Origin of the sequence: Pseudomonas salomonii (assembly GCF_900107155.1) — a bacterium.
Lineage (GTDB): Bacteria > Pseudomonadota > Gammaproteobacteria > Pseudomonadales > Pseudomonadaceae > Aquipseudomonas > Aquipseudomonas salomonii.
The window spans coordinates 260598-281315 of sequence record NZ_FNOX01000001.1; the positions used below are offsets into that span (position 1 = coordinate 260598).

The window sequence follows — 20718 nt, forward strand, 5'->3', positions numbered from 1 at the left end:
CAGGCGCGTCACGCTGTGGGCTGCGAAGATCGATGAAACATAGCCCCCATAAAAAACCCATGACATGTCATGGGTTTTTTGTGTGCAACGTTCTTACACGTAGTAAGACTTCAGCGGCGGAAAGCCGTTGAACTCAACCGCGCTGTAACTGGTGGTGTACGCACCGGTCGACAGCCAGTACAAACGATCACCAATCGCCAGGTTCAGCGGCAGGCCGTACTTGTAGTTTTCGTACATGATGTCGGCGCTGTCGCAGGTTGGGCCGGCGATGACCACTTCTTCCATCTCGCCTTTCTTCTCGGTCCAGATCGGGAACTTGATGGCTTCGTCCATGGTTTCGATCAGGCCGGAGAATTTGCCCACGTCCGTATACACCCAACGCTCGACGGCGGTGCGCGATTTGCGTGCAACCAGTACCACCTCGCTGACCAGGATACCGGCGTTGGCGATCAACGAACGGCCCGGTTCCAGGATGATTTCCGGCAGGTCGTCGCCGAAATCTTCCTTGAGGAAGCGGATGATTTCTTCGGCGTAGGTTTCCAGGCTGTTGGTGCGGGTGATGTAGTTGGCCGGGAAGCCGCCGCCCATGTTGATCAGCTTGAGATGAATGCCGTCTTCTTCCTTCAGGCGCTCGAAGATCACTTTGACCTTGGCGATCGCCGCGTCCCACACGCTGATGTCGCGCTGTTGCGAGCCGACGTGGAAGGAGATGCCGTAAGGCACCAGGCCCAGGTCACGGGCGAGGATCAGCAGGTCCATGGCCATGTCGGTCTGGCAGCCGAATTTGCGCGACAACGGCCAGTCGGCCGTGGTTGAGCCTTCGGTGAGGATACGCACATACACTTTCGAACCCGGCGCGGCTTTGGCGATGTTGCGCAGATCGGCTTCGGAGTCGGTGGAGAACAGACGCACGCCCTTCTCGTAGAAGTAGCGGATGTCCTTGGATTTCTTGATGGTGTTGCCGTAGCTGATACGGTCCGGGCTGACGCCACGGTCCATCACTTTATCCAGCTCATAGATAGACGCGATGTCGAAGCTCGAACCCTTGTCTTTCAACAGGTCGATGATCTCGACGGCCGGGTTGGCCTTGACCGCGTAATAGACTTTGGCGAATTCGAAACCGGCGCGCAGGTCATCGTAGGCCTGGCTGATCATCGCGGTGTCGATCACCACGAACGGGGTTTCTTGCTTGTCGGCGAACGCCTTCATTTTGTCAAAAGTGGCGCGCGCGAAATAATCTTCGACGTTGATCGACATGCTGGGGACTCCTAAGGGCAAACTAAATTGATCAATGGGTGCAAATGAACGTCCTCCGTATCCCCACTTTGGTTCGCCTACTTCCCAAGGCATGTCGCCGAAAGCAAAAAGGCCATGGGAATAACCGCTTCCCTTGGCCTTGCTGTCTCGTCGTCAGTACTTGAGCCGGATGGATCGTTTCCAGCATGGACGTTCGGCGCGAACTTTAGGACGTGAGGGGCCATAGATCAACTAAAAATGTCGCGTTTTTGCACGCGTTCGTCGCGAGGTCGCGTGCAGCTACTTATGTAACCGACAGGTGTGACGGATTGATGTTCCCCGGATGGGGCAATTTGAGGTGTTTCAGGCACAGTGAAGATCCAATGTGGGAGCGGGCTTGCTCGCGAATGCGGTGTATCAGCCAATGCATCCTGTGACTGACACTCCGCCTTCGCGAGCAAGCCCGCTCCCACATTTTGACCGCAGCGCGTCAGGTCATGCGAGTGCAGTCTCGGCCGGCGACACGATGCTGGTCTTGCCCCCACGCGACTTACCGGAGCTCAGGTACTCGGCGATCGACTCCTGGGTCACTTCACCGAGGAACACCCGCTCAGCGTCCATCACCGGCAACCACGAACGGTTGAACTCGTACATACGCGACAACAGGATGCGCAAATGCTCGTCATACGCCGCCGTGGCGTTGAACTCGCGCAGGTATTGGCCGCACGTACCGGTCTGACGGTGCAGGTCGCGGCGTCGTACATACCCCAGTGCCTTGTTCTCGGCGCAGGTGACCACCACATAACGGCGGTCCGTCTCGTCCATCAACTCCAGCGCTTCGGCCACCGGGGTTTCCGGGCTTACCGACGGGGCGTTGTCCGCCGCGTCTTCGGCTTTCACCAGGAGCAGGCGCTTGAGGGTGCTGTCCTGGCCGACAAAGTTGCTCACGAACTCGTCAGCCGGGTGTGCCAGCAGCGTGTCCGGGTGGTCGATCTGCAGCAGCTTGCCGGCACGGAAAATCGCAATCTTGTCGCCCAGCTTGATCGCTTCGTCGATGTCGTGGCTGACCATGATCACGGTCTTGTTCAGCGCCCGTTGCATCTCGAAAAACTCGTTCTGGATCATTTCGCGGTTGATCGGGTCGACCGCACCGAACGGCTCGTCCATCAGCAGCAACGGCGCATCCGCCGCCAGCGCGCGGATCACGCCGATGCGCTGCTGCTGGCCGCCCGACAATTCGCGTGGGTAGCGATGCAGGTACTGCTTGGGTTCGAGCTTGATCATGCTCATCAACTCGCGAGCACGGTCATGGCATTTCTGCTTGTCCCAGCCGAGCAGCTTGGGCACCACCACGATGTTTTCTTCGATGGTCATGTTCGGGAACAGGCCGATCTGCTGGATCACATAGCCGATGTTGCGGCGCAGGGTCACTTCGTCGAGGTCGGTGGTGTCTTCGCCATTGATCAAAATCTTGCCCGAAGTGGGCTTGATCAAGCGGTTGATCATTTTCAGCGTGGTGCTCTTGCCGCAGCCCGACGGGCCGAGGAATACGCAAATCTCGCCTTCGTTGACGGTCAGGCTTACGTCGTTCACGGCGGATACGGTTTTGCCGTTGCTTTGAAAAGTCTTGGTCAGGTTTTGAAGTTCGATCATTTGAGCAGTCCTTTTGGAGTCAGCGAGCGTTGCAGCCATTGCAGAAGCAGGTCGGCGAAGATGGCCAGGAGACTGACCAGTACGGCGCCAACGATCAGCATCGACATGTCGCTGCGGCTGATGGAAGCCAGAATAAGTACACCCAGGCCACCGGCGCCGATGGTGGCGGCGATGGTCATCACACCAATGTTCATCACCACGGCGGTGCGTACACCGGCGAGGATCACCGGCACGGCGATCGGCAGTTCGACCATGCGCAGGCGCTGGCCGAAGGTCATGCCGATGCCTTTGGCGGCTTCGCGAATGCCCGGCTCAACGCCGGTCAGTGCCAGGTAGGTGTTACGCATGATCGGCAGCAGCGAGTAGAGGAACACGGCGGTGATCGCCGGCATCGGCCCCAGGCCTTGGCCGAACTTGGAGTAGAACGGCAGCAGCAGGCCGAACAACGCGATGGACGGCACGGTCAGCAGCACCGTGGCGCTGGCTTGCAACGGGCCGGCAAGTGACGGGAAACGGGTCATCAGCACGCCCAGGGGCACGCCCACGACGATTGCCAGGATGACCGCAATGCCGACCAGCGTGATGTGCTGCCAGGTCAGGTGCAGGACCTGGGCCCAATCAAGATGGGAAAAGGCGTTTAAAAATTCCATGTCTTCTCCTCTTATTGGCTGATGGGATGCTGGCGCAGAAAATCTGCGGCCACGGCGGATGGGCTTTCATGGTCGACGTCGACCCGCGCGTTCAGCTGGCGCATGGTTTCGTCGTCGAACAGCGCGGCCAGCGGTTTCAGGTCGGCGGCCAATTGCGGGTGGGCGTCGAGATAAACCTGACGCACCACCGGCGCGGCGGTGTAGTCCGGGAAGTAGTGCTTGTCGTCTTCCAGCAGCTTCAATTTGAAGGCATTCAGGCGACCGTCGGTGGTGTAGACCAAGCCCGCAAACACCTGGCCATTACGCAGCGCGGTGTAGACCAGGCCGGCGTCCATCTGCCGAGTGTTTTTGCGCGTGAGGTTCATGTCGTACAGCTTGACCATGCCGGCCAGGCCGTCGGAGCGGTTGGCGAACTCGGTGTCCAGGGCGACCAGGCGGTTTTCCTGGGTGTGTTGCGCCATGGCCTGGGTGAGGTCGCTGATGCTGTTGATCTCAGGATGTTCCTTGGCCACTTTTTCAGGCAGTGCCAGGGCGTAGGTATTGCTGAAGTGCGACGGAGAGAGCCAGACCAGGCCTTTTTTCGCGTCGAGTTCTTTCACCCGAGCGTAGGACTGTTCACTGTCGAGCTTCTCATCGACGTGGTTGTAAGCCACCAGCGACACGCCGGTGTACTCCCAGATCAAATCCAGCTGCCCGCTTTCCTGGGCACTGCGCGCCAGGTTACTGCCCAGGCCGCCGGTCACGCGAGTGTCGTAGCCTTTGGTGCGCAGGTATTGGGAGGTGATTTCGGCGAGCAGGGTCTGTTCGGTGAACACCCGGGCGCCGATGCGAATTACTGGTTTTTCGGCGGCTTGCGCAATGCCTGCAAACAGCAGGACGCAGCTCAATATCAAGGTCAGTTTTTTCATGTGATTTCCTTTGCCAAGCCTTAAGACGCACGCACTCCGCGTTCCAGCCAGAGGCGGCTGGCCATGGTCACCAGACCGTCGAGCAGCAAGGCCAGCAGCGCGGTGCACGCGGCGCCGAGCAGCAGTTGCGGCTGATTATTCAGGGCGATGCCGGGGAAAATCAGGCTGCCCAGGCTGTTGGCGCCAATCAGGAACGCCAGTGGCGCAGTACCCACATTGATCGCCAGGGCCACGCGCACGCCGCCGATGATGATTGGCACGGCGTTAGGCAGTTCCACCCGAAACAGCACCTGGCGCGGCGTCATGCCGATGCCGGTGGCGGCTTCTTTGAGTGAGCCTTGAACGTTTTTGAGGCCCTCGTAGGTGTTGCGCACGATGGGCAGCAACGAGGCGAGAAACAACGCGAAGATGGCGGGGCCACTGCCGATGCCGAGGACGCCGAGGGCGATGGCCAGTACAGCCAGGGGAGGGACGGTGTTGCCGATGTTGAAGATCTGCATGAAGCGTTCTGCGCGCCCGACCATGTTCGGTCGGCTGAGCAGGATACCGGCGGGGATGCCCACAACAAGGGCGGCCAGCATGGAGACTAGAACGAGGATCAGGTGTGCTTGCAGGTAAAACAACAAATCGTCGCGGTACATCTCGATCGTGTTGATGCCGATCCAGTGGACCAGCAGGGCCAGGAGTGCGACGACAACCGCACCTCCTATCAGCCCTTTGCCATAGCGAATAGCCACAGGCGGACTCCTTTTTTTCTTTTGTCGGCGAACACATTCTCCGGCGGCAATGCCATTGCTGGCTGCCTTCGAATAGGTTCGCGAAAAGCAGCTCGCCGATACCGGCAACGCGGTATGCGATCGAGCCATGAGCGCAGCCTCGTCAGGCTAACTTGCTGATTTTTCAGCCCCTGTTCCGAGTGCGGTAGCAGGGGAGTGGACGTCTCTACCTTTTAAAAGGTTCCATACTTGGCAGCATTTAGCCACCCCCAATCGGGTGAACGGTGGTCCGGCGCCTGGGGTTTGCGCTATACTCGCCGCCCTTTTTTGACTCACCTGCCAGGCGATTTCCCATGACCCACCAGGCCGCCGAAGTCGCGAAACGCCGCACTTTCGCCATTATTTCCCACCCCGATGCCGGTAAAACCACCATCACCGAGAAGCTGTTGCTGATGGGCAAGGCAATCGCTGTGGCCGGCACGGTGAAATCCCGCAAATCCGACCGCCATGCGACATCCGACTGGATGGAGATGGAAAAGCAACGGGGTATTTCCATTACCACGTCGGTCATGCAGTTCCCGTATCGCGATCACATGGTCAACCTGCTCGACACCCCGGGCCACGAAGACTTCTCCGAAGACACCTACCGCACCCTGACTGCGGTGGACTCGGCCTTGATGGTCCTCGACGGCGGTAAAGGCGTTGAGCCACGGACCATCGCGCTGATGGACGTGTGCCGCCTGCGTGACACGCCCATCGTCAGCTTCATCAACAAACTCGACCGCGATATTCGCGACCCGATCGAGCTGCTGGATGAAATCGAAGCGGTCCTGAAGATCAAGGCCGCGCCGATCACCTGGCCGATCGGTTGCTACCGCGACTTCAAGGGCGTGTACCACCTGGCTGATGACTACATCATTGTCTACACCGCCGGCCACGGTCACGAACGCACCGAAACCAAGATCATCGAAAAACTCGACTCGGACGAAGCCCGCGCCCACTTGGGTGACGAGTACGACCGTTTTGTCGACCAGCTCGAATTGGTGCAGGGCGCCTGCCACGAGTTCAATCAGCAGGAATTCCTAGACGGCCAGCTGACGCCGGTGTTCTTCGGTACTGCCCTGGGCAACTTCGGTGTCGACCACGTGCTCGACGCCGTGGTGGATTGGGCACCCAAGCCTCTGGCCCGGGTTGCCAACGAGCGCACCGTGGAACCGGTCGAAGAGAAATTCACCGGCTTCGTGTTCAAGATCCAGGCGAACATGGACCCGAAACACCGCGACCGTATTGCCTTCATGCGCATCTGCTCCGGCAAATACGAAAAAGGCATGAAGATGCGCCACGTGCGCACCGGCAAGGACGTGCGCATCGGCGACGCCCTGACGTTCTTCTCCTCCGAGCGTGAGCAACTGGAAGAAGCGTTTGCCGGCGACATTATCGGCCTGCACAACCACGGCACCATCCAGATCGGCGACACCTTCACCGAAGGCGAAGCGCTGGGCTTTACCGGTATCCCGCACTTCGCCCCGGAACTGTTCCGCCGCGTGCGCCTGCGTGACCCGCTCAAGTCCAAGCAACTGCGCCAAGGTTTGCAGCAATTGGCCGAAGAGGGCGCCACCCAGGTGTTCTTCCCTGAGCGCAGCAACGACATCATTCTCGGCGCCGTCGGTGTGCTGCAGTTCGATGTGGTCGCCAGCCGCTTGAAAGAGGAATACAAGGTTGAATGCTCCTACGAGCCCATCACTGTGTACTCCGCGCGCTGGATCGATTGCAGCGATAAGAAGAAGCTGGAAGAGTTCTCCAACAAGGCCGTGGAAAACCTGGCGATCGACGGCGGTGGTCACCTGACCTACCTGGCGCCGACGCGGGTCAACCTGGCGCTTATGGAAGAGCGCTGGCCGGATGTGAAATTCCGTGCGACGCGCGAACACCACTAAGGTCCGCGCGGTACACCAAAGGGCGAAGCTGTCATGGCTTCGCCCTTTTTTGTGCGCGCGCTGCCGACCTAATGTGGGCGCAGGCACGCCAGCTCCCACATTTTGATCTTCATCTGTCTGGGACATTGGCGCGAACCCCGCATCCGGACTAGCGTATTCAAATACTTCACCCATTCACCGACGGATCCGGAGGCGACCTTGCGTATAACTCAACGTGCCGTCCAGCTGATGCTGCTGGCGGCTTTGGGGCTGGCCGGCACAGCGGCGCTGGCGGATACCGGCACGCCACAGTGGAAAGACACGGGCCCGGTCACCAAGAAAAAGCAGAAGGAGGTCAACTCCGGCAGCTGGCAGCCCCAGGCTCAGCCCGCGCCCAAGGAAGATCAAGAAAACCCCTACAACGAAGGTGAGGACAGCGAAACCTACGATGACGGCGATACCTGAGGCCTTATTGGCAGAAACCCGAGAACGGAACTAGCTTCATTCACAGCGCCGGTCGAACACTGGCGCACGTGTTTCACTGACTGGACGGAAATCGACCATGACTATCTTTCAACGTTTGGTGCTGTTGCTGAAAGTGTTGGTGATGTTATCGCTGGGCGCTTCATCGGCGTGGGCCAGTACGGCCGTACAGAGCCAGGCCCCAGGCTATGTGGCGGCGAAGACGGCGCAGGTGGGTGGCTTGCAGTTGGCCAACAGCGAGGCAGAGCCTGGTGATGAAGACCAGGGCGGTTCCAAGGATGACGATGACCAGCAAGCGCCGTCAGATGACGATGACACCCCTGAAGGTGACAGCGATACCTGAGTCGAGATGAAAAAAAGCCCCACCTGCCGGACTGATGCGCAATCCGACGGGTGGGGCGGTAGAACTCCTCTAAGTCGATCGTTCCCGCGCTCCGCGTGGGAATGCATCCTGTGGCGCTCTGCGTCACGCCTCAATCGAGCGACGGACGCAGAGCGTCCTGGGCGGCGTTCCCACGCAGAGCGTGGGAACGATCCAGCGATCTCGTTATGCCACAAACTGCTCCGCGTAGTGGCAAGCCACCTGACGGTTATCCAATGCGCGCAACTGCGGCTCCTCACTGCTGCACCGCGCCGTGGCATACGGGCAGCGCTTGTGGAACGCGCAGCCAGGCGGTGGGTTCAGCGGGTTGGGCAGTTCGCCGACGATCTTGATCTTCGGCTTGTTCGGGTCCGGGTGGATGGTCGGGGTGGCCGACAGCAGCGCCTGGGTGTAGGGGTGCAGCGGGCGGGCGTAGATGTCTTCCTTGGGGCCGACTTCCACCGGGCGGCCGAGGTACATCACCATCACGTCGTCGGCGACGTGCTGCACCACTGCCAGGTTGTGGGAGATGAACACGTAGGCGGTGTTGAATTCCTGCTGCAAATCCATGAACAGGTTGAGTACCTGGGCCTGGATCGACACGTCCAGCGCCGAGGTCGGCTCATCCGCCACCAGCACCTTGGGCTGCAGCATCATGGCGCGGGCCAGGGCGATGCGCTGGCGCTGACCGCCGGAGAACATGTGCGGGTAGCGCTGATAATGCTCAGGGCGCAGGCCCACTTGCTTCATCATTGCCTGCACTTTCTCGCGGCGTTCGGCGGCGGACAGGTTGGTATTGATCAGCAGCGGCTCGCCGAGCTGGTCACCGACCTTCTGGCGCGGGTTCAACGAGGCGTAGGGGCTCTGGAACACCATCTGCACGTCTTTGCGCAATTGCTTGCGCTGGGCCTTGTCGGCGCCGGCCACTTCCTGGCCGGCGATTTTCAAGGAGCCCGAAGACGGCTCTTCGATCAGCGTCAATGCGCGGGCCAGGGTGGATTTGCCGCAACCCGATTCGCCTACCACGGCGAGGGTCTTGCCGGCTTCCAGTTCAAACGACACACCATTGAGCGCACGTACCAGCGCATGGCCCTTGAACAGGCCACGGGACACTTCGTAGTGACGGGTGAGGTCGCGGGCGGTAAGAACGACGGCCATTACGCCACCTCCTGGTTCAAGGGGTAGAAGCAGCGCGCGAGGCTGTTGCTTTTCGGGTCAAGGCCGGGGCGCTGGGCGCGGCAGGATTCCTGCACGTAAGGGCAGCGCGGCGACAGCAGGCAACCCTGCGGACGGTCATAACGACCGGGCACGATACCCGGCAGCGTGGCCAGGCGCGTGGCGCCCAGGCTGTGCTCGGGAATCGCCTTGAGCAGTGCTTCGCTGTACGGGTGCGCCGGGATGTCGAACAGTTGCGGCACCTGGCCGACTTCCACGGCCTGGCCTGCGTACATCACGCACACGCGCTGGGCGGTTTCAGCCACGACCGCGAGGTCGTGAGTGATCAGCACCAGGCCCATGTTCTGTTCTTTTTGCAGGGCCAGCAGCAGTTCCATGATCTGCGCCTGGATGGTCACGTCCAGTGCCGTGGTCGGTTCATCGGCGATCAGCAGTTTCGGCTCGCCGGCGATTGCCATGGCGATTGCCACACGCTGGCTCATACCACCGGACAGTTGGTGCGGGTAGGCATCCATACGGCTGGCAGCGCCTGGGATCTCTACTTTTTCGAGCAGTTCGATAGCGCGCTTGCGTGCTTGCTTGCCGGACATTTTCAGGTGCAGGCGCAGCACTTCTTCGATCTGGAAACCCACGGTGTAGCTGGGGTTCAGCGCGGTCATCGGGTCCTGGAATACCATCGCCAAGTCTTTGCCGACGATCTGGCGGCGCTGGCGGTTGCTCAGCTTGAGCATGTCCTTGCCGTCAAAGTTCAGCGCGTCAGCGGTGACGATGCCGGGGTGCTCGATCAGGCCCATCAGCGCCATCATGGTCACGGATTTACCCGAGCCCGACTCGCCAACGATCGCCAGTACTTCGCCTTTGTCGACCGAGATGTCGAGGCCATCGACCACCGGTACGGCGGTCTTGTCGCCGAAGCGCACGTTGAGATTCTTGATTTCTAACAGTGACATGGGAATCTCCTCAGGCGGCGTTCTTGAGTTTCGGGTCCAGCGCGTCGCGCAGGCCGTCACCCATCAAGTTGATTGCCAGCACGCTGAGCAAAATGGTCAAACCAGGCAGGCTCACCACCCACCAGGCGCGTTCGATGTAGTCACGGGCCGAAGCCAGCATGGTGCCCCACTCAGGGGTTGGCGGTTGTACGCCAAGGCCGAGGAAGCCCAGGGCCGCGGCATCGAGGATCGCCGAAGAGAAGCTCAAAGTGGCCTGTACGATCAGCGGCGCCATGCAGTTGGGCAGCACAGTGATGAACATCAGGCGTGGCAGGCCGGCGCCGGCGAGGCGGGCGGCGGTCACGTAGTCACGGTTCAACTCGCCCATCACCGCAGCGCGGGTCAAGCGCACATACGAAGGCAGCGACACGATAGCGATGGCGATCACGGTGTTGATCAGGCCAGGGCCGAGGATCGCGACGATGGCTACAGCCAGCAGCAGCGATGGCAGGGCCAGCATGATGTCCATCAAGCGCATGATGGTTGGGCCGAGCAGGCGCGGGAAGAACCCGGCGAACAGACCCAGCAGGATGCCCGGAATCAGCGACATCACCACCGATGACAAACCGATCAGCAACGACAGGCGCGAGCCCTGGATCAGGCGCGAGAGCAGGTCACGGCCCAGTTCATCGGTGCCCAGCAGGAACTGCATCTGGCCACCTTCCAGCCAGGCTGGCGGGGTGAGCAGGAAGTCACGGTATTGCTCGCTCGGGTTATGCGGCGCTACCCACGGGGCAAACAGCGCGCAAAACACCACCAGCAACATGAACAGCAGGCCGGCAACCGCACCTTTGTTCTTGGAGAAGGCTTGCCAGAATTCTTTGTACGGGGACGGGTACAGCAGGCTTTGATCGACTGCTGACACTTGAGTAGGTGTGGTCATGGTCATGATCTCAGCGCTGGTGACGGATGCGTGGGTTGGCGAAGCCGTAGAGGATATCCACCACGAAGTTCACCAGGATCACCAGGCAGGCGATCAACAAAATGCCGTTTTGCACCACCGGGTAGTCCCGCGCGCCAATGGCTTCGATCAGCCATTTGCCGATGCCGGGCCACGAGAAGATGGTTTCGGTCAGTACCGCACCGGCCAGCAGGGTGCCGACTTGCAAGCCGACGACGGTAAGCACCGGAATCAACGCGTTACGCAGGCCGTGCACGAATACCACGCGCGCCGGCGACAGACCTTTGGCCTTGGCGGTGCGGATGTAGTCTTCGCGCAGCACTTCGAGCATCGACGAACGGGTCATCCGCGCAATCACCGCCAGCGGGATGGTGCCGAGCACGATAGCGGGCAGGATCAGGTGGTGCAGGGCATCCCAGAATGCGTCCGGCTCGTCAGCCAGCAGGGTGTCGATCAGCATGAAGCCGGTGCGCGGCTCGATGTCGTAGAGCAGGTCGATACGCCCGGAAACCGGGGTCCAGCCCAGGCTCACCGAGAAGAACATGATCAGGATCAGGCCCCACCAGAAGATCGGCATCGAATATCCCGCGAGGGAGATGCCCATCACCCCATGGTCGAACAGGGATCCTCGTTTAAGGGCCGCGATCACCCCGGCCAACAGGCCCAGGATACCGGCGAACAACAGGGCGGCCATGGACAGTTCCAGGGTCGCAGGGAAGAGGGCGGTGAATTCGGTCCACACGCTGGTGCGTGTGCGCAGCGATTCGCCGAGGTCGCCGTGGGCGAGCTTGCCTACATAGTCAAAGTATTGCGCATAGAGCGGCTTGTTCAGGCCAAGGCGTTCCATTGCCTGTGCGTGCATCTCGGGGTCGACACGGCGTTCGCCCATCATGACTTCTACGGGGTCGCCGGGAATCATGCGAATTAACGCAAACGTGAGCAACGTGATGCCGAAAAACGTGGGGATCAATAACCCCAATCGGCGGGCAATAAAACTAAACATCTTGTTGTGTACCTCAATCAGCCGGTTAGGCAGGTTCGGCACCGTCAATGTCGACGGTGCCGAGCGTCTTCTCTTATTTACTTCACCTGGGTGGTGGCGAAGTTATTTGTGGTCAGAGGGCTTTGGGTAAAGCCTTCGACGTTTTTGCGCATGGCGGTGAACATTTTCGGGTAAGCCATGGGAATCCACGGTTGGTCTTTTTCGAAGACATCCATGGCTTGTTCGTAGAGTGCGGCCCGTTTCGAGGGTTCCTCGATGGCGCGCGCTTTGTCGATCAAGTCCTGAAACTCTTTGTTACACCAGCGGGCGTAGTTTTCGCCGTTTTTCGCTGCGTCGCAACTCAGGTTTGGCGTGAGGAAGTTATCCGGGTCCCCGTTGTCCCCTGCCCAACCGGCGGAAACCATGTCGTGCTCGCCATTTTTAGCGCGTTTGAGCATCTCGCCCCATTCCATGACCTTGATGTTCACCTTCAGGCCGATCTGCGCCAGATCCGCCTGCATGCGCTGGGCGCCGAGCATCGGGTTCGGGTTGGTCGGGCCGCCGCCATTACGGGTGAACAGGGTGAACTCGGTGCCTTCCGGTACACCGGCTTCCTTGAGCAGGGCGCGGGCCTTGTCGAGGTCACGCGACGGGTTTTTCAGCTTGTCGCTGAAACCCAGCAGGGTTGGCGGGTACGGGCCGGTGGCATCGATGGCGTTGCCTTTGCCGTACAGGGATTCGTTGTAGCCTTTTTTGTCGAACGCGATGTTGATCGCGTGACGCACCCGCGCGTCGCTCATGTACTTGTGGGTGGTGTTCAGCGCAGTGTAGGCGGTGGTCATCGCCGCCAGCTCCGCAACCTTCAGGTTCGGGTCGGCCTTCATGCTCGGCACGTCATCCGGTTTCGGATACAGCGCGATCTGGCACTCGTTGGCCTTGAGCTTCTGCAAGCGCACGTTGTTGTCGGTGGTGATCGCCAAAATCAGCGGGTCAGCCGGCGGCTTGCCACGGAAGTAGTCCGGGTTGGCCTTGAAACGCACCTGCGCGTCTTTGGCGTAACGGGTAAAGATGAACGGGCCGGTGCCGATAGGCTTGGCGTTCAGGTCATCGGTCTTGCCGGACTTGAGTAACTGGTCGGCGTATTCGGCGGAGTGAATCGAGGAAAACGCCATGGCCAGGTCGGCCAAAAACGGTGCTTCAGGACGGGTCAGGGTAAAGACGACGGTGTGATCGTCGGTCTTCTCTACGCTCTTGAGCAGTTCCTTGAAGCCCATGCTTTCAAAGTACGGGTAGCCCACGAGGGACTTTTTGTGCCAAGGGTGATTCGGGTCCAGCTGGCGCTGAAAGCTCCAAAGCACGTCGTCGGCATTCATGTTGCGCGTGGGTTTGAAGTAGTCGGTGGTGTGGAACTTTACATCGTCACGCAGGTGGAAGGTGTAGGTCAGGCCATCGGCGCTGATCTCGGGCAGGGCCTTGGCCAGTGCCGGTACAACTTCGGTGGTGCCGGGCTTGAAGTCCACCAGGCGGTTGAACATGGTTTCAGCGGCAGCGTCAGCGGTGACAGCGGTGGTGTACAGCACCGGGTCAAAACCTTCCGGGCTGGCTTCGGTGCAGACCACCAGCGGTTTGGCCGAAACGCCGATCGCAACGCTCAGCAGCGCAGCGGCAATGGCAGCTTGTAGCGGGAGCATTTTCATTCAGAGCCCTCTGCAATCGATTAAACCAGACAAGCGTAGACGGCGGGCTCGTGATGAGCCCGCCGTCTACCTGGCGCTAATTAAAGAATGTTGAACGGGATGGTGGTGACCAGACGGAACTCACGGATGTTGCCGTCAGCCTGGTTGGCGCTGGCACGGTGAGTCACGTAGGTACCACGGATGGTGGTGGCCTTGAGTGGGCCGCTTTGCAGGGCGTACGAGGTGCCGATGCCGTATTCCTGGTGTTTCTCGCCATCCTGGGACTGGATGCCGTTGTAAGCGAAGCCGGCACGGCCGCCGTCGCCGGTGTAGTGAGTGCCGTCGATGCCCCAGCCGCGAGCCGAGTAGATGTTGAACTTCAGGCCCGGCACGCCGTATTCGGCCATGTTGATGCCGTAAGCGACCTGGAACGATTTCTCGTTCGGACCGTTAAAGTCGGACGTCAGGGAGTTGGCCAGGTAGATGCCGTTGGTTTCGTGCAGGTAGTCGAAGTATTCGTTACCGTTAACTTCCTGGTACGAGAAGGTCAGGCTGTGAGCCTGGTGAGTCAGGCCCAGCGACAGCGAGTAGGTGTCGTTGTCGATCTTGCCCATCAACTTTTTGCCTTCGTCGACGGTTTTGTAGTAGTTCAGGCCGGTGGTCAGGGCCAGGGTCTGAGCATCACCCAGTTCGTGGGTGGCGCCGAAGTAGTACTGGTTCCAGAAGTCTTTGACTTGAGCGCCGAAGAAGCTGGTTTTCAGGCTCTTGAACGGCTGGTAGTTCACACCGGCGGTGTAGACGTGATCCGCTTCCTGACCATTGCCGTATTCACTGCGGAATTTCGACAGGCTCTGTTCGGTACGTGGCGACACGCGGTCGAAGTAAGCGCCCTGGAACGACAGGTTGCTGAATTCTTCGCTGTTCAGGGCGAAACCTTCGAAGCTCGATGGCAGTGCACGGTTGCCGATGGTGTCGACGATGCCGCTGCTGAAGTTCTGGCGACCGGCGGTCAAGGTGGTGTTCGACACACGGAACTTCACGTTGGCCAGGCCCAGTTTGCTCCACTGATCGACTGCATCGCCGTCGGAGTCGGCCAGGGTACGGTTGGAACCACCCTTGATGTCGCGCTTGCTGCGGTCCAGCACGATAGCGTTGTAGGCCGCGACTTCGGTAGCGACGCCCACGGTGCCTTGGGTAAAGCCTGAGCTCAGGTTAAGGATGGTGCCCTGTACCCAGTTGGTACGGTAAGCATCAGTGCGCGCTTCGCCGTGCTTCTGGTAGGTGAACTTGCCGCCACGGAACTTCTGTTCGTTGGAGAACCAGTTACGGGTGGTACCGCCCAGGCTTGCGCCGTCGACAAAGCCCTTGGCCTCGCTTTGGGCGCTGGTGCCGGCCAATGTGGTGGGGACGAAGTCCTGGCTCTGGGTTTCCGCAAATGCGGTGGCCGTGATGCTGCTGATGGCCAGGGCCAGAAGCGCTTTGCTGCTCAGTTTCATGGGTGGAGCTCCTTTGGTTCTCTTTTTAATGCCGGTCTTTTTAGGTGAACCGGCTATTGGGTGTGTAACTCGTTCAAGCTAGTGCAAACGTTTGCCGTAGGATAAATCCCAACAAAAGGCTGCACGTTTGCCACGGAGCCGATTTGGCTCCGCACCATCCGGTTATTTTCTTATGGGTTGAGACTGACGCCCGAAAACACGTTGCGGCCGAAGGGGCTGACTTTGAAACCTTCGACTTTGGCGCTTAACGGCTGGTTGACCGTCGAGTGGGCGACTGGCGTGATCGGCACTTGCTGTTTAAGCAATTGCTGCGCCTGCTTGTACAGAACAGTCCTTTGTTCGCGGTCGGTCACGACCTTGGCTTGCTTGATCAGCTTGTCGTACGCCGGGTCACACCACATGGAGTAGTTGTTCCCGCCGATGGCGTCGCAGCTGTAGAGGGTGCCCAGCCAGTTGTCCGGGTCACCGTTGTCGCCGGTCCAGCCGATCAGGCTGATATCGTGCTCACCGTTCTTGGTGCGCTTGATGTATTCGCCCCATTCATAGCTGACGATCTTGACCTTGAGGCCGATCTTGGCCCAATCGCTTTGCAGCATCTCGGCCATCAGCTTGGCGTTGGGGTTGTACGGGCGCTGCACCGGCATGGCCCACAGGGTGATCTCGGTGCCTTCTTTAACGCCGGCAGCCTTGAGCAGTTGCTTGGCCTTTTCCGGGTTGTAGGCGGCGTCCTTGATGCTGTCGTCATAGGACCACTGGGTCGGCGGCATGGCGTTGACCGCCAGTTGGCCCGCGCCCTGGTACACGGCATTCAGGATGCTCTGCTTGTTCACCGCCATGTCCAGCGCCTGGCGCACTTCGAGCTGGTCGAAGGGTTTGTGGCGCACGTTGTAGGCGATGTAGCCGAGGTTGAAACCTGGCTTGGTCAACAGTTGCAGGTTTGGATCGGCCTTGAGCGCGTCGACGTCAGCGGGGCGCGGATGCAGGGTGATCTGGCACTCGCCGGCCTTGAGCTTCTGCACCCGCACCGAGGCGTCGGTGTTGATGGCAAAAATCAGTTGGTCCAGCTTGACGCGACTTGGGTCCCAGTACTGTTTGTTGCCCACATAACGGATCTGCGAGTCTTTCTGGTAGCGCTGGAATACAAACGGCCCAGTGCCGATCGGCTTCTGGTTGATGTCGCTGGGTTTGCCCTCTTTGAGCAACTGTTCGGCGTACTCGGCCGACAGGATCGAGGCAAAGCTCATCGCGATGTTTTGTACAAACGCGGCGTCGACCGTGTTCAGGGTCATCACCACGGTGTAGGGGCCGGTCTTCTCGACCTTGGCGATGTTCTTGTTCAGGCTCATCCCGTTGAAGTACGGAAACTCGGTGGGGTAGGCCTTGCGAAACGGGTATTCAGGGTCAAGCATGCGGTTGAAGGTGAACAGCACATCGTCGGCATTGAAGTCGCGTGTCGGCTTGAATTCCTTGTTGCTGTGGAACTTCACCCCTTCACGCAGGTGAAAGGTGTAAGTCAGGCCGTCTTCGGAAATATCCCACTTGGTTGCCAGCCCAGGCACCACGTCAGTCGCACCTTTTTCGAATTCAACCAGGCGGTTGTACAAAGGTTCCGCCGCGTCGTTGTCGGTGGCGGTGGTGTACTGCGCGGTGTCGAACCCTGCCGGGCTGCCTTCAGAGCAGAACACCAGGCTCTTCTTTTCGGCAGCTTGGCCCATCGTGGCCACAGCCAGCAGGCTGGTGCCAAAAATTGCGGATAGAACAGTGGTATGGCGCATGACGATCCCGATCCTTGTTTGTTGTTGTCATCAGCGAGCAATCACCCAGGCGTCAGGCCTGGTGGACATCACTGATCCCACACGCAGCAAGTGCCTTTCCTGGATTGGCGCTTCTGCTGTCCTACGACGGTATGGGTCGCGGAGCTTGCAGTAAATGCGCCAAAACGGATTGACCTTGTAGGTAACGGATGCACAAGTCGCAGTTCATTGCTGTAGGAAGGCAATGTTGCGGTTGTGGTCTGTTTCCTACGGTCTAGGCGGATGCAATAACGGCGACGTTATGAAACGTCGCCGCTACTGAGTCTTACTTGCCGCTTACACTAACGCCGTAGAAGGAGTTCAAGCCAAACGGGCTGATCTTGAAGTCCTGCACGGTGTTGCGCATGGGTTGATACACCGTCGAGTGCGCGATAGGTGTCATCGGGACTGCATCTTTGAGGATATGTTGCGCCTGCTTGTACAGCTCGGTGCGTTTGGCGACGTCCGATGTGGCTTTGGCTTCTTTGACGATGCCGTCGAATTTCTTGTCGCACCATTTGGAGAAGTTGTTACCGGCCAGCGAGTCGCAGCCGAACAGCACGTTCAGCCAGTTGTCCGGGTCACCATTGTCGCCGCTCCAGCCAATGATCATGGCCTGGTTCTCGCCGCCTTTGGAGCGCTTGAGGTACTCGCCCCACTCGTAGCTGACGATGTTGACCTTCAGGCCGATCTGTTTCCAGTCGTTCTGCAGCATCTCGGCCATCAGTTTGGCGTTCGGGTTATACGGCCGTTGAACCGGCATGGCCCACAGGGTGATCTCGGTGCCTTCTTTAATGCCGGCTTCCTTGAGCAGTTCCTTGGCCTTGGCTGGGTCGAACTTCGTATCCTTGATGGTGGTGTCGTAGGACCACTGGGTCGGCGGCATGGCGTTGACGGCCAGTTGGCCTGCGCCCTGGTACACGGAGTCGATGATCTGCTGCTTGTTCACCGACATGTCCAACGCTTCACGTACACGCAGGTCGGCCAGTGGGTTGGCGGCGGTCTGCCCCTTGATCACCGGCATGACGTTGTAAGCGATGTAGCCCAGGTTGAAACCGGCCTGGTGCGGCAGTTTCAGGTCCTTGTCTTCGCCCAGCGCCTTGAGGTCGGCCGGACGTGGGAACAAGGTGATCTGGCATTCGTTTTTCTTGAGCTTCTGGATGCGCACCGACGGGTCGGTGGTGATGGCGAAGATCAGGTTATCGATCTTCACATCCTCAGGTTTCCAGTAGTCCTTGTTGCCGGTGTAACGAATGTTCGAATCTTTCTGATAGCTCTTGAACACGAACGGACCAGTGCCGATTGGCTTCTGGTTGATGTCCGCGGGCTTGCCTTCCTTCAACAGTTGAGCGGCGTATTCGGCCGACTGGATGGAGGCGAAACTCATCGCCAGGTTCTGGATGAAGGCGGCGTCCACAGTGCCAAGGGTGAACTTGACGGTGTGGTCATCGACTTTCTCGATGTTCTTGATGTTGGTGTCCATCCCCATGTCCGTGAAGTACGGGAACTCGGTGGGGTAGGCTTTACGGAACGGATCGTCCTTGTTGATCATGCGGTTGAACGTGAACAGAACGTCATCGGCATTGAAGGTACGGGTCGGCTTGAAGTACGAAGTGGTGTGGAATTTCACGCCATCACGCAGGTGGAAGGTGTACGTCAGGCCATCCGGGGCCACGTCCCAGCTGGTGGCCAGCCCAGGAATCACAGCGGTGCCGCCGCGTTCGAACTGGGTCAGACGGTTGAACATGGTTTCGGCCGAGGCATCGAAGTCTGTTCCGGCGGTGTACTGGCCTGGGTCGAAACCGGCCGGGCTCCCTTCGGAGCAGAACACCAGGTTACTCGCCGCATGGGCGAAAGGAGCAGCGGCCATAAGGCCAGCACTCACTAAAAGCGGAAGGACTGCGTGTTTAAGCATGTTGGCCTCATGATTTGTTGTCATTTTTGGTGGTGAGGGCGACCTCGTGAGTCGGCCTGCGGATACTTATGCAGGGGCCATACCCATTGCAAGATGCTGAACCGTTGCAAGAGGCAAACTGTGGTACGAACGTACAGGAATGTCGCATTTATGAAAGTTTGTACATAAATGCATATATATAGAGGGTTTTTTCGGTGCATCGAGCGCACCAAAAAAGCCCAGCCGAGGCGTCTGGCGCACTCGGTTGGGGCGCCCTTGTTACTTATCTAGACTGACACCGTAGAACGGCGTCAGCCCAAACGGACTGATTTTGAAGTCCTGCACTTCTTTACGCAGTGGCTGGAAAACCGTCGAGTTCGCAATAGGCGTTATAGGTACCTGTTCCTTAAGGATTTTCTGTGCCTGTTGATACCACTTGATGCGTTGCTCGCGGTCGTTGCTGACCTTGGCCTGCTGCACCAGTTTGTCGTAGGCCGGGTTACACCATTTGGCGTAGTTGCTGCCCTTCACGGCGGCACAACTGTAGAGCACGCCGAGCCAGTTATCGGGGTCGCCATTGTCACCGGTCCAGCCGTAAATCATCGCGTCATGCTCGCCATTTTTGGCGCGTTTGATGTATTCGCCCCATTCGTAGCTGATGATGTTGGCTTTGATACCGACCTTCGCCCAGTCTTGCTGGATCATTTGTGCCGACATGCGCGCGTTGGGGTTGGAAGCCCGCTGGACGGTCATGGCCCACAAATTGATGGTGGTACCTGGTGCAACCCCTGCTTCTTTTAGTAGCGCCCGGGCCTTGGTCGGATCGTAGGGCGCATCCTTGATAGTCGGGTCATAAGACCACTGCGCGGGTGGCAGTGCGTTTTGCGCCAATTGTCCGGCGCTTTGGTAAACAGCCTTGATAATTGCCGGCTTATCGATGGCCATGTCCAGCGCCTGGCGCACCTTGAGCTGGTCCAGCGGAGGATGCGTCACGTTGTAGGCCAGAAAACCCAAATTGAAACCGGCCTGTTGCAGCACGCGCAGGTTGGGGTCTTGTTTCATTATTTCAATGTCGGACGGGCGCGGGTAACCGCTGACCTGGCATTCCCCGGCCTTGAGCTTTTGCAGGCGCGCGGCGGCGTCCGGGGTGATGGCGAATACCAGGTTGTCGAGCTTCACATCCTCAGGTTTCCAATACTGTTTATTGGCCACGTAGCGAATCTGCGAGTCTTTCTGGTAGCGCTTGAACACAAATGGCCCGGTGCCTACGGGCTTTTGATTGATTTGCTCGGCCTTGCCCTCTTTCAGCAAGTGGGCGGCGTACTCGGCCGATTGCACCGAGGCGAAGCTCATGGCCAGGTTCTGCACAAACGAGGCGTCGACGTTGTTCAGGTTGAACTGCACGGTGTGCTCGTCGAGTTTTTCGACACTTTTGATCGTGGTGTTCAAACCCATGTCGGTGAAGTACGGCGATTCGGATGGATAAGCCTTGCGAAACGGGCTATCGGCATCCAGCAGGCGATTGAAGGTAAACAGTACGTCATCTGCGTTGAAGTCGCGGCTCGGGGTGAAGTAGTCAGTGGTGTGGAACTTGACCCCGTCGCGCAGGTGGAAAGTGTAGGTCAGACCGTCTTTGGAGACATCCCAGCTTGTTGCCAGGCCAGGTTCTACCTCGGTACCGCCGCGCTTGAACTGGGTCAGGCGGTTAAAGACGGTTTCAGCGGAGGCATCAAAGTCGGTGCCGCTGGTGTACTGGCTGGGGTCGAAGCCGGCGGGGCTGGCTTCGGAGCAGTAGACCAGGGTGCTCGCGGCGTGAGCCATGGGCATGCAGGCCAAGAGGCCGGCGGCGAGTAGCAACGGTTTTAAGGTGATTCTGTCCATTAAAGAC

At 59.2% G+C, this 20718-nt stretch carries 17 protein-coding genes; 3 read left to right on the top strand and 14 right to left on the bottom strand.

Going from position 1 to position 20718, the window contains the following annotated elements:
* Window positions 1-93 precede the first annotated feature (93 nt).
* The 5 genes from BLV67_RS01335 to BLV67_RS01355 all read right to left on the bottom strand — a co-directional run bounded on the left by BLV67_RS01335 (window position 94) and on the right by BLV67_RS01355 (window position 5184).
* On the bottom strand, window positions 94-1257 hold the full coding sequence (locus BLV67_RS01335) for a type III PLP-dependent enzyme (protein ID WP_053254366.1): 1164 nt from the start codon (window positions 1255-1257) through the stop codon (window positions 94-96).
* 474 nt (window positions 1258-1731) lie between these two features.
* A complete protein-coding gene (locus tag BLV67_RS01340) occupies window positions 1732-2889 on the bottom strand; it encodes an osmoprotectant ABC transporter ATP-binding protein OsmV (RefSeq protein WP_053131666.1) in 1158 nt (385 codons plus the stop codon).
* Entirely contained in the window at window positions 2886-3539 is a 654-nt protein-coding gene (locus BLV67_RS01345; protein ID WP_017845447.1) for an ABC transporter permease, read from the bottom strand. Before BLV67_RS01345 ends, BLV67_RS01340 begins: the two co-directional genes overlap by 4 nt.
* An 11-nt stretch (window positions 3540-3550) precedes the next feature.
* Window positions 3551-4447 (bottom strand): glycine betaine ABC transporter substrate-binding protein, encoded by an 897-nt coding sequence (locus tag BLV67_RS01350; protein WP_069786060.1) that lies wholly within the window; start codon window positions 4445-4447, stop codon window positions 3551-3553.
* 20 nt (window positions 4448-4467) lie between these two features.
* Complete coding sequence (locus tag BLV67_RS01355; protein WP_065911609.1) at window positions 4468-5184, bottom strand: ABC transporter permease; 717 nt, start codon at window positions 5182-5184, stop codon at window positions 4468-4470.
* 332 nt (window positions 5185-5516) lie between these two features.
* Between BLV67_RS01355 and BLV67_RS01360 the strand changes: the two genes are divergently transcribed.
* The 3 genes from BLV67_RS01360 to BLV67_RS01370 all read left to right on the top strand — a co-directional run bounded on the left by BLV67_RS01360 (window position 5517) and on the right by BLV67_RS01370 (window position 7905).
* Window positions 5517-7100 (top strand): peptide chain release factor 3, encoded by a 1584-nt coding sequence (locus BLV67_RS01360; RefSeq protein ID WP_017138290.1) that lies wholly within the window; start codon window positions 5517-5519, stop codon window positions 7098-7100.
* Window positions 7101-7298: 198 nt separating this feature from the next.
* Window positions 7299-7544, top strand: a complete 246-nt coding sequence (locus BLV67_RS01365) for a hypothetical protein (protein WP_065911606.1) — start codon at window positions 7299-7301, stop codon at window positions 7542-7544.
* Between the two features lie 97 nt (window positions 7545-7641).
* A complete protein-coding gene (locus BLV67_RS01370) occupies window positions 7642-7905 on the top strand; it encodes a hypothetical protein (protein WP_069786061.1) in 264 nt (87 codons plus the stop codon).
* A gap of 204 nt (window positions 7906-8109) precedes the next feature.
* On the opposite strand, the gene BLV67_RS01375 is transcribed toward BLV67_RS01370, so the two are convergent.
* From BLV67_RS01375 to BLV67_RS01415, 9 genes are all read right to left on the bottom strand, one after another.
* Window positions 8110-9081, bottom strand: coding sequence for a peptide ABC transporter ATP-binding protein (locus BLV67_RS01375; protein ID WP_017138288.1), 972 nt, complete (start codon window positions 9079-9081; stop codon window positions 8110-8112).
* A complete protein-coding gene (locus BLV67_RS01380; RefSeq protein WP_017138287.1) occupies window positions 9081-10049 on the bottom strand; it encodes an ABC transporter ATP-binding protein in 969 nt (322 codons plus the stop codon). Before BLV67_RS01380 ends, BLV67_RS01375 begins: the two co-directional genes overlap by 1 nt.
* A gap of 10 nt (window positions 10050-10059) precedes the next feature.
* Window positions 10060-10971 (bottom strand): ABC transporter permease subunit, encoded by a 912-nt coding sequence (locus BLV67_RS01385; RefSeq protein ID WP_065911602.1) that lies wholly within the window; start codon window positions 10969-10971, stop codon window positions 10060-10062.
* Window positions 10972-10981: 10 nt separating this feature from the next.
* Complete coding sequence (locus tag BLV67_RS01390) at window positions 10982-11992, bottom strand: ABC transporter permease subunit (protein WP_056859204.1); 1011 nt, start codon at window positions 11990-11992, stop codon at window positions 10982-10984.
* Window positions 11993-12069: 77 nt separating this feature from the next.
* The gene (locus BLV67_RS01395; protein WP_069786062.1) at window positions 12070-13668 is read right to left on the bottom strand and encodes an ABC transporter substrate-binding protein; all 1599 of its coding nucleotides are present in this window, start codon (window positions 13666-13668) and stop codon (window positions 12070-12072) included.
* An 80-nt stretch (window positions 13669-13748) separates the two neighbouring features.
* On the bottom strand, window positions 13749-15143 hold the full coding sequence (locus tag BLV67_RS01400; RefSeq protein WP_065911599.1) for an OprD family porin: 1395 nt from the start codon (window positions 15141-15143) through the stop codon (window positions 13749-13751).
* Window positions 15144-15313: 170 nt separating this feature from the next.
* A complete protein-coding gene (locus BLV67_RS01405) occupies window positions 15314-16858 on the bottom strand; it encodes an ABC transporter substrate-binding protein (protein ID WP_370694350.1) in 1545 nt (514 codons plus the stop codon).
* Between the two features lie 364 nt (window positions 16859-17222).
* Entirely contained in the window at window positions 17223-18851 is a 1629-nt protein-coding gene (locus BLV67_RS01410) for an ABC transporter substrate-binding protein (RefSeq protein WP_065911597.1), read from the bottom strand.
* Between the two features lie 258 nt (window positions 18852-19109).
* Complete coding sequence (locus BLV67_RS01415) at window positions 19110-20711, bottom strand: ABC transporter substrate-binding protein (protein ID WP_069786063.1); 1602 nt, start codon at window positions 20709-20711, stop codon at window positions 19110-19112.
* Window positions 20712-20718: the final 7 nt, after the last annotated feature.

Bases quoted from the DNA above. Each gene is read 5' to 3' on its own strand.
- BLV67_RS01410 (WP_065911597.1), bottom strand. From the start codon at position 18,851: ATGCTTAAACACGCAGTCCTTCCGCTTTTAGTGAGTGCTGGCCTTATG.
- BLV67_RS01385 (WP_065911602.1), bottom strand. From the start codon at position 10,971: ATGACCACACCTACTCAAGTGTCAGCAGTCGATCAAAGCCTGCTGTAC.
- BLV67_RS01375 (WP_017138288.1), bottom strand. From the start codon at position 9,081: ATGGCCGTCGTTCTTACCGCCCGCGACCTCACCCGTCACTACGAAGTG.
- BLV67_RS01350 (WP_069786060.1), bottom strand. From the start codon at position 4,447: ATGAAAAAACTGACCTTGATATTGAGCTGCGTCCTGCTGTTTGCAGGC.
- BLV67_RS01405 (WP_370694350.1), bottom strand. From the start codon at position 16,858: ATGGGCCAAGCTGCCGAAAAGAAGAGCCTGGTGTTCTGCTCTGAAGGC.
- BLV67_RS01340 (WP_053131666.1), bottom strand. From the start codon at position 2,889: ATGATCGAACTTCAAAACCTGACCAAGACTTTTCAAAGCAACGGCAAA.
- BLV67_RS01380 (WP_017138287.1), bottom strand. From the start codon at position 10,049: ATGTCACTGTTAGAAATCAAGAATCTCAACGTGCGCTTCGGCGACAAG.
- BLV67_RS01335 (WP_053254366.1), bottom strand. From the start codon at position 1,257: ATGTCGATCAACGTCGAAGATTATTTCGCGCGCGCCACTTTTGACAAA.
- BLV67_RS01360 (WP_017138290.1), top strand. From the start codon at position 5,517: ATGACCCACCAGGCCGCCGAAGTCGCGAAACGCCGCACTTTCGCCATT.
- BLV67_RS01345 (WP_017845447.1), bottom strand. From the start codon at position 3,539: ATGGAATTTTTAAACGCCTTTTCCCATCTTGATTGGGCCCAGGTCCTG.
- BLV67_RS01415 (WP_069786063.1), bottom strand. From the start codon at position 20,711: ATGGACAGAATCACCTTAAAACCGTTGCTACTCGCCGCCGGCCTCTTG.
- BLV67_RS01395 (WP_069786062.1), bottom strand. From the start codon at position 13,668: ATGAAAATGCTCCCGCTACAAGCTGCCATTGCCGCTGCGCTGCTGAGC.
- BLV67_RS01390 (WP_056859204.1), bottom strand. From the start codon at position 11,992: ATGTTTAGTTTTATTGCCCGCCGATTGGGGTTATTGATCCCCACGTTT.
- BLV67_RS01370 (WP_069786061.1), top strand. From the start codon at position 7,642: ATGACTATCTTTCAACGTTTGGTGCTGTTGCTGAAAGTGTTGGTGATG.
- BLV67_RS01400 (WP_065911599.1), bottom strand. From the start codon at position 15,143: ATGAAACTGAGCAGCAAAGCGCTTCTGGCCCTGGCCATCAGCAGCATC.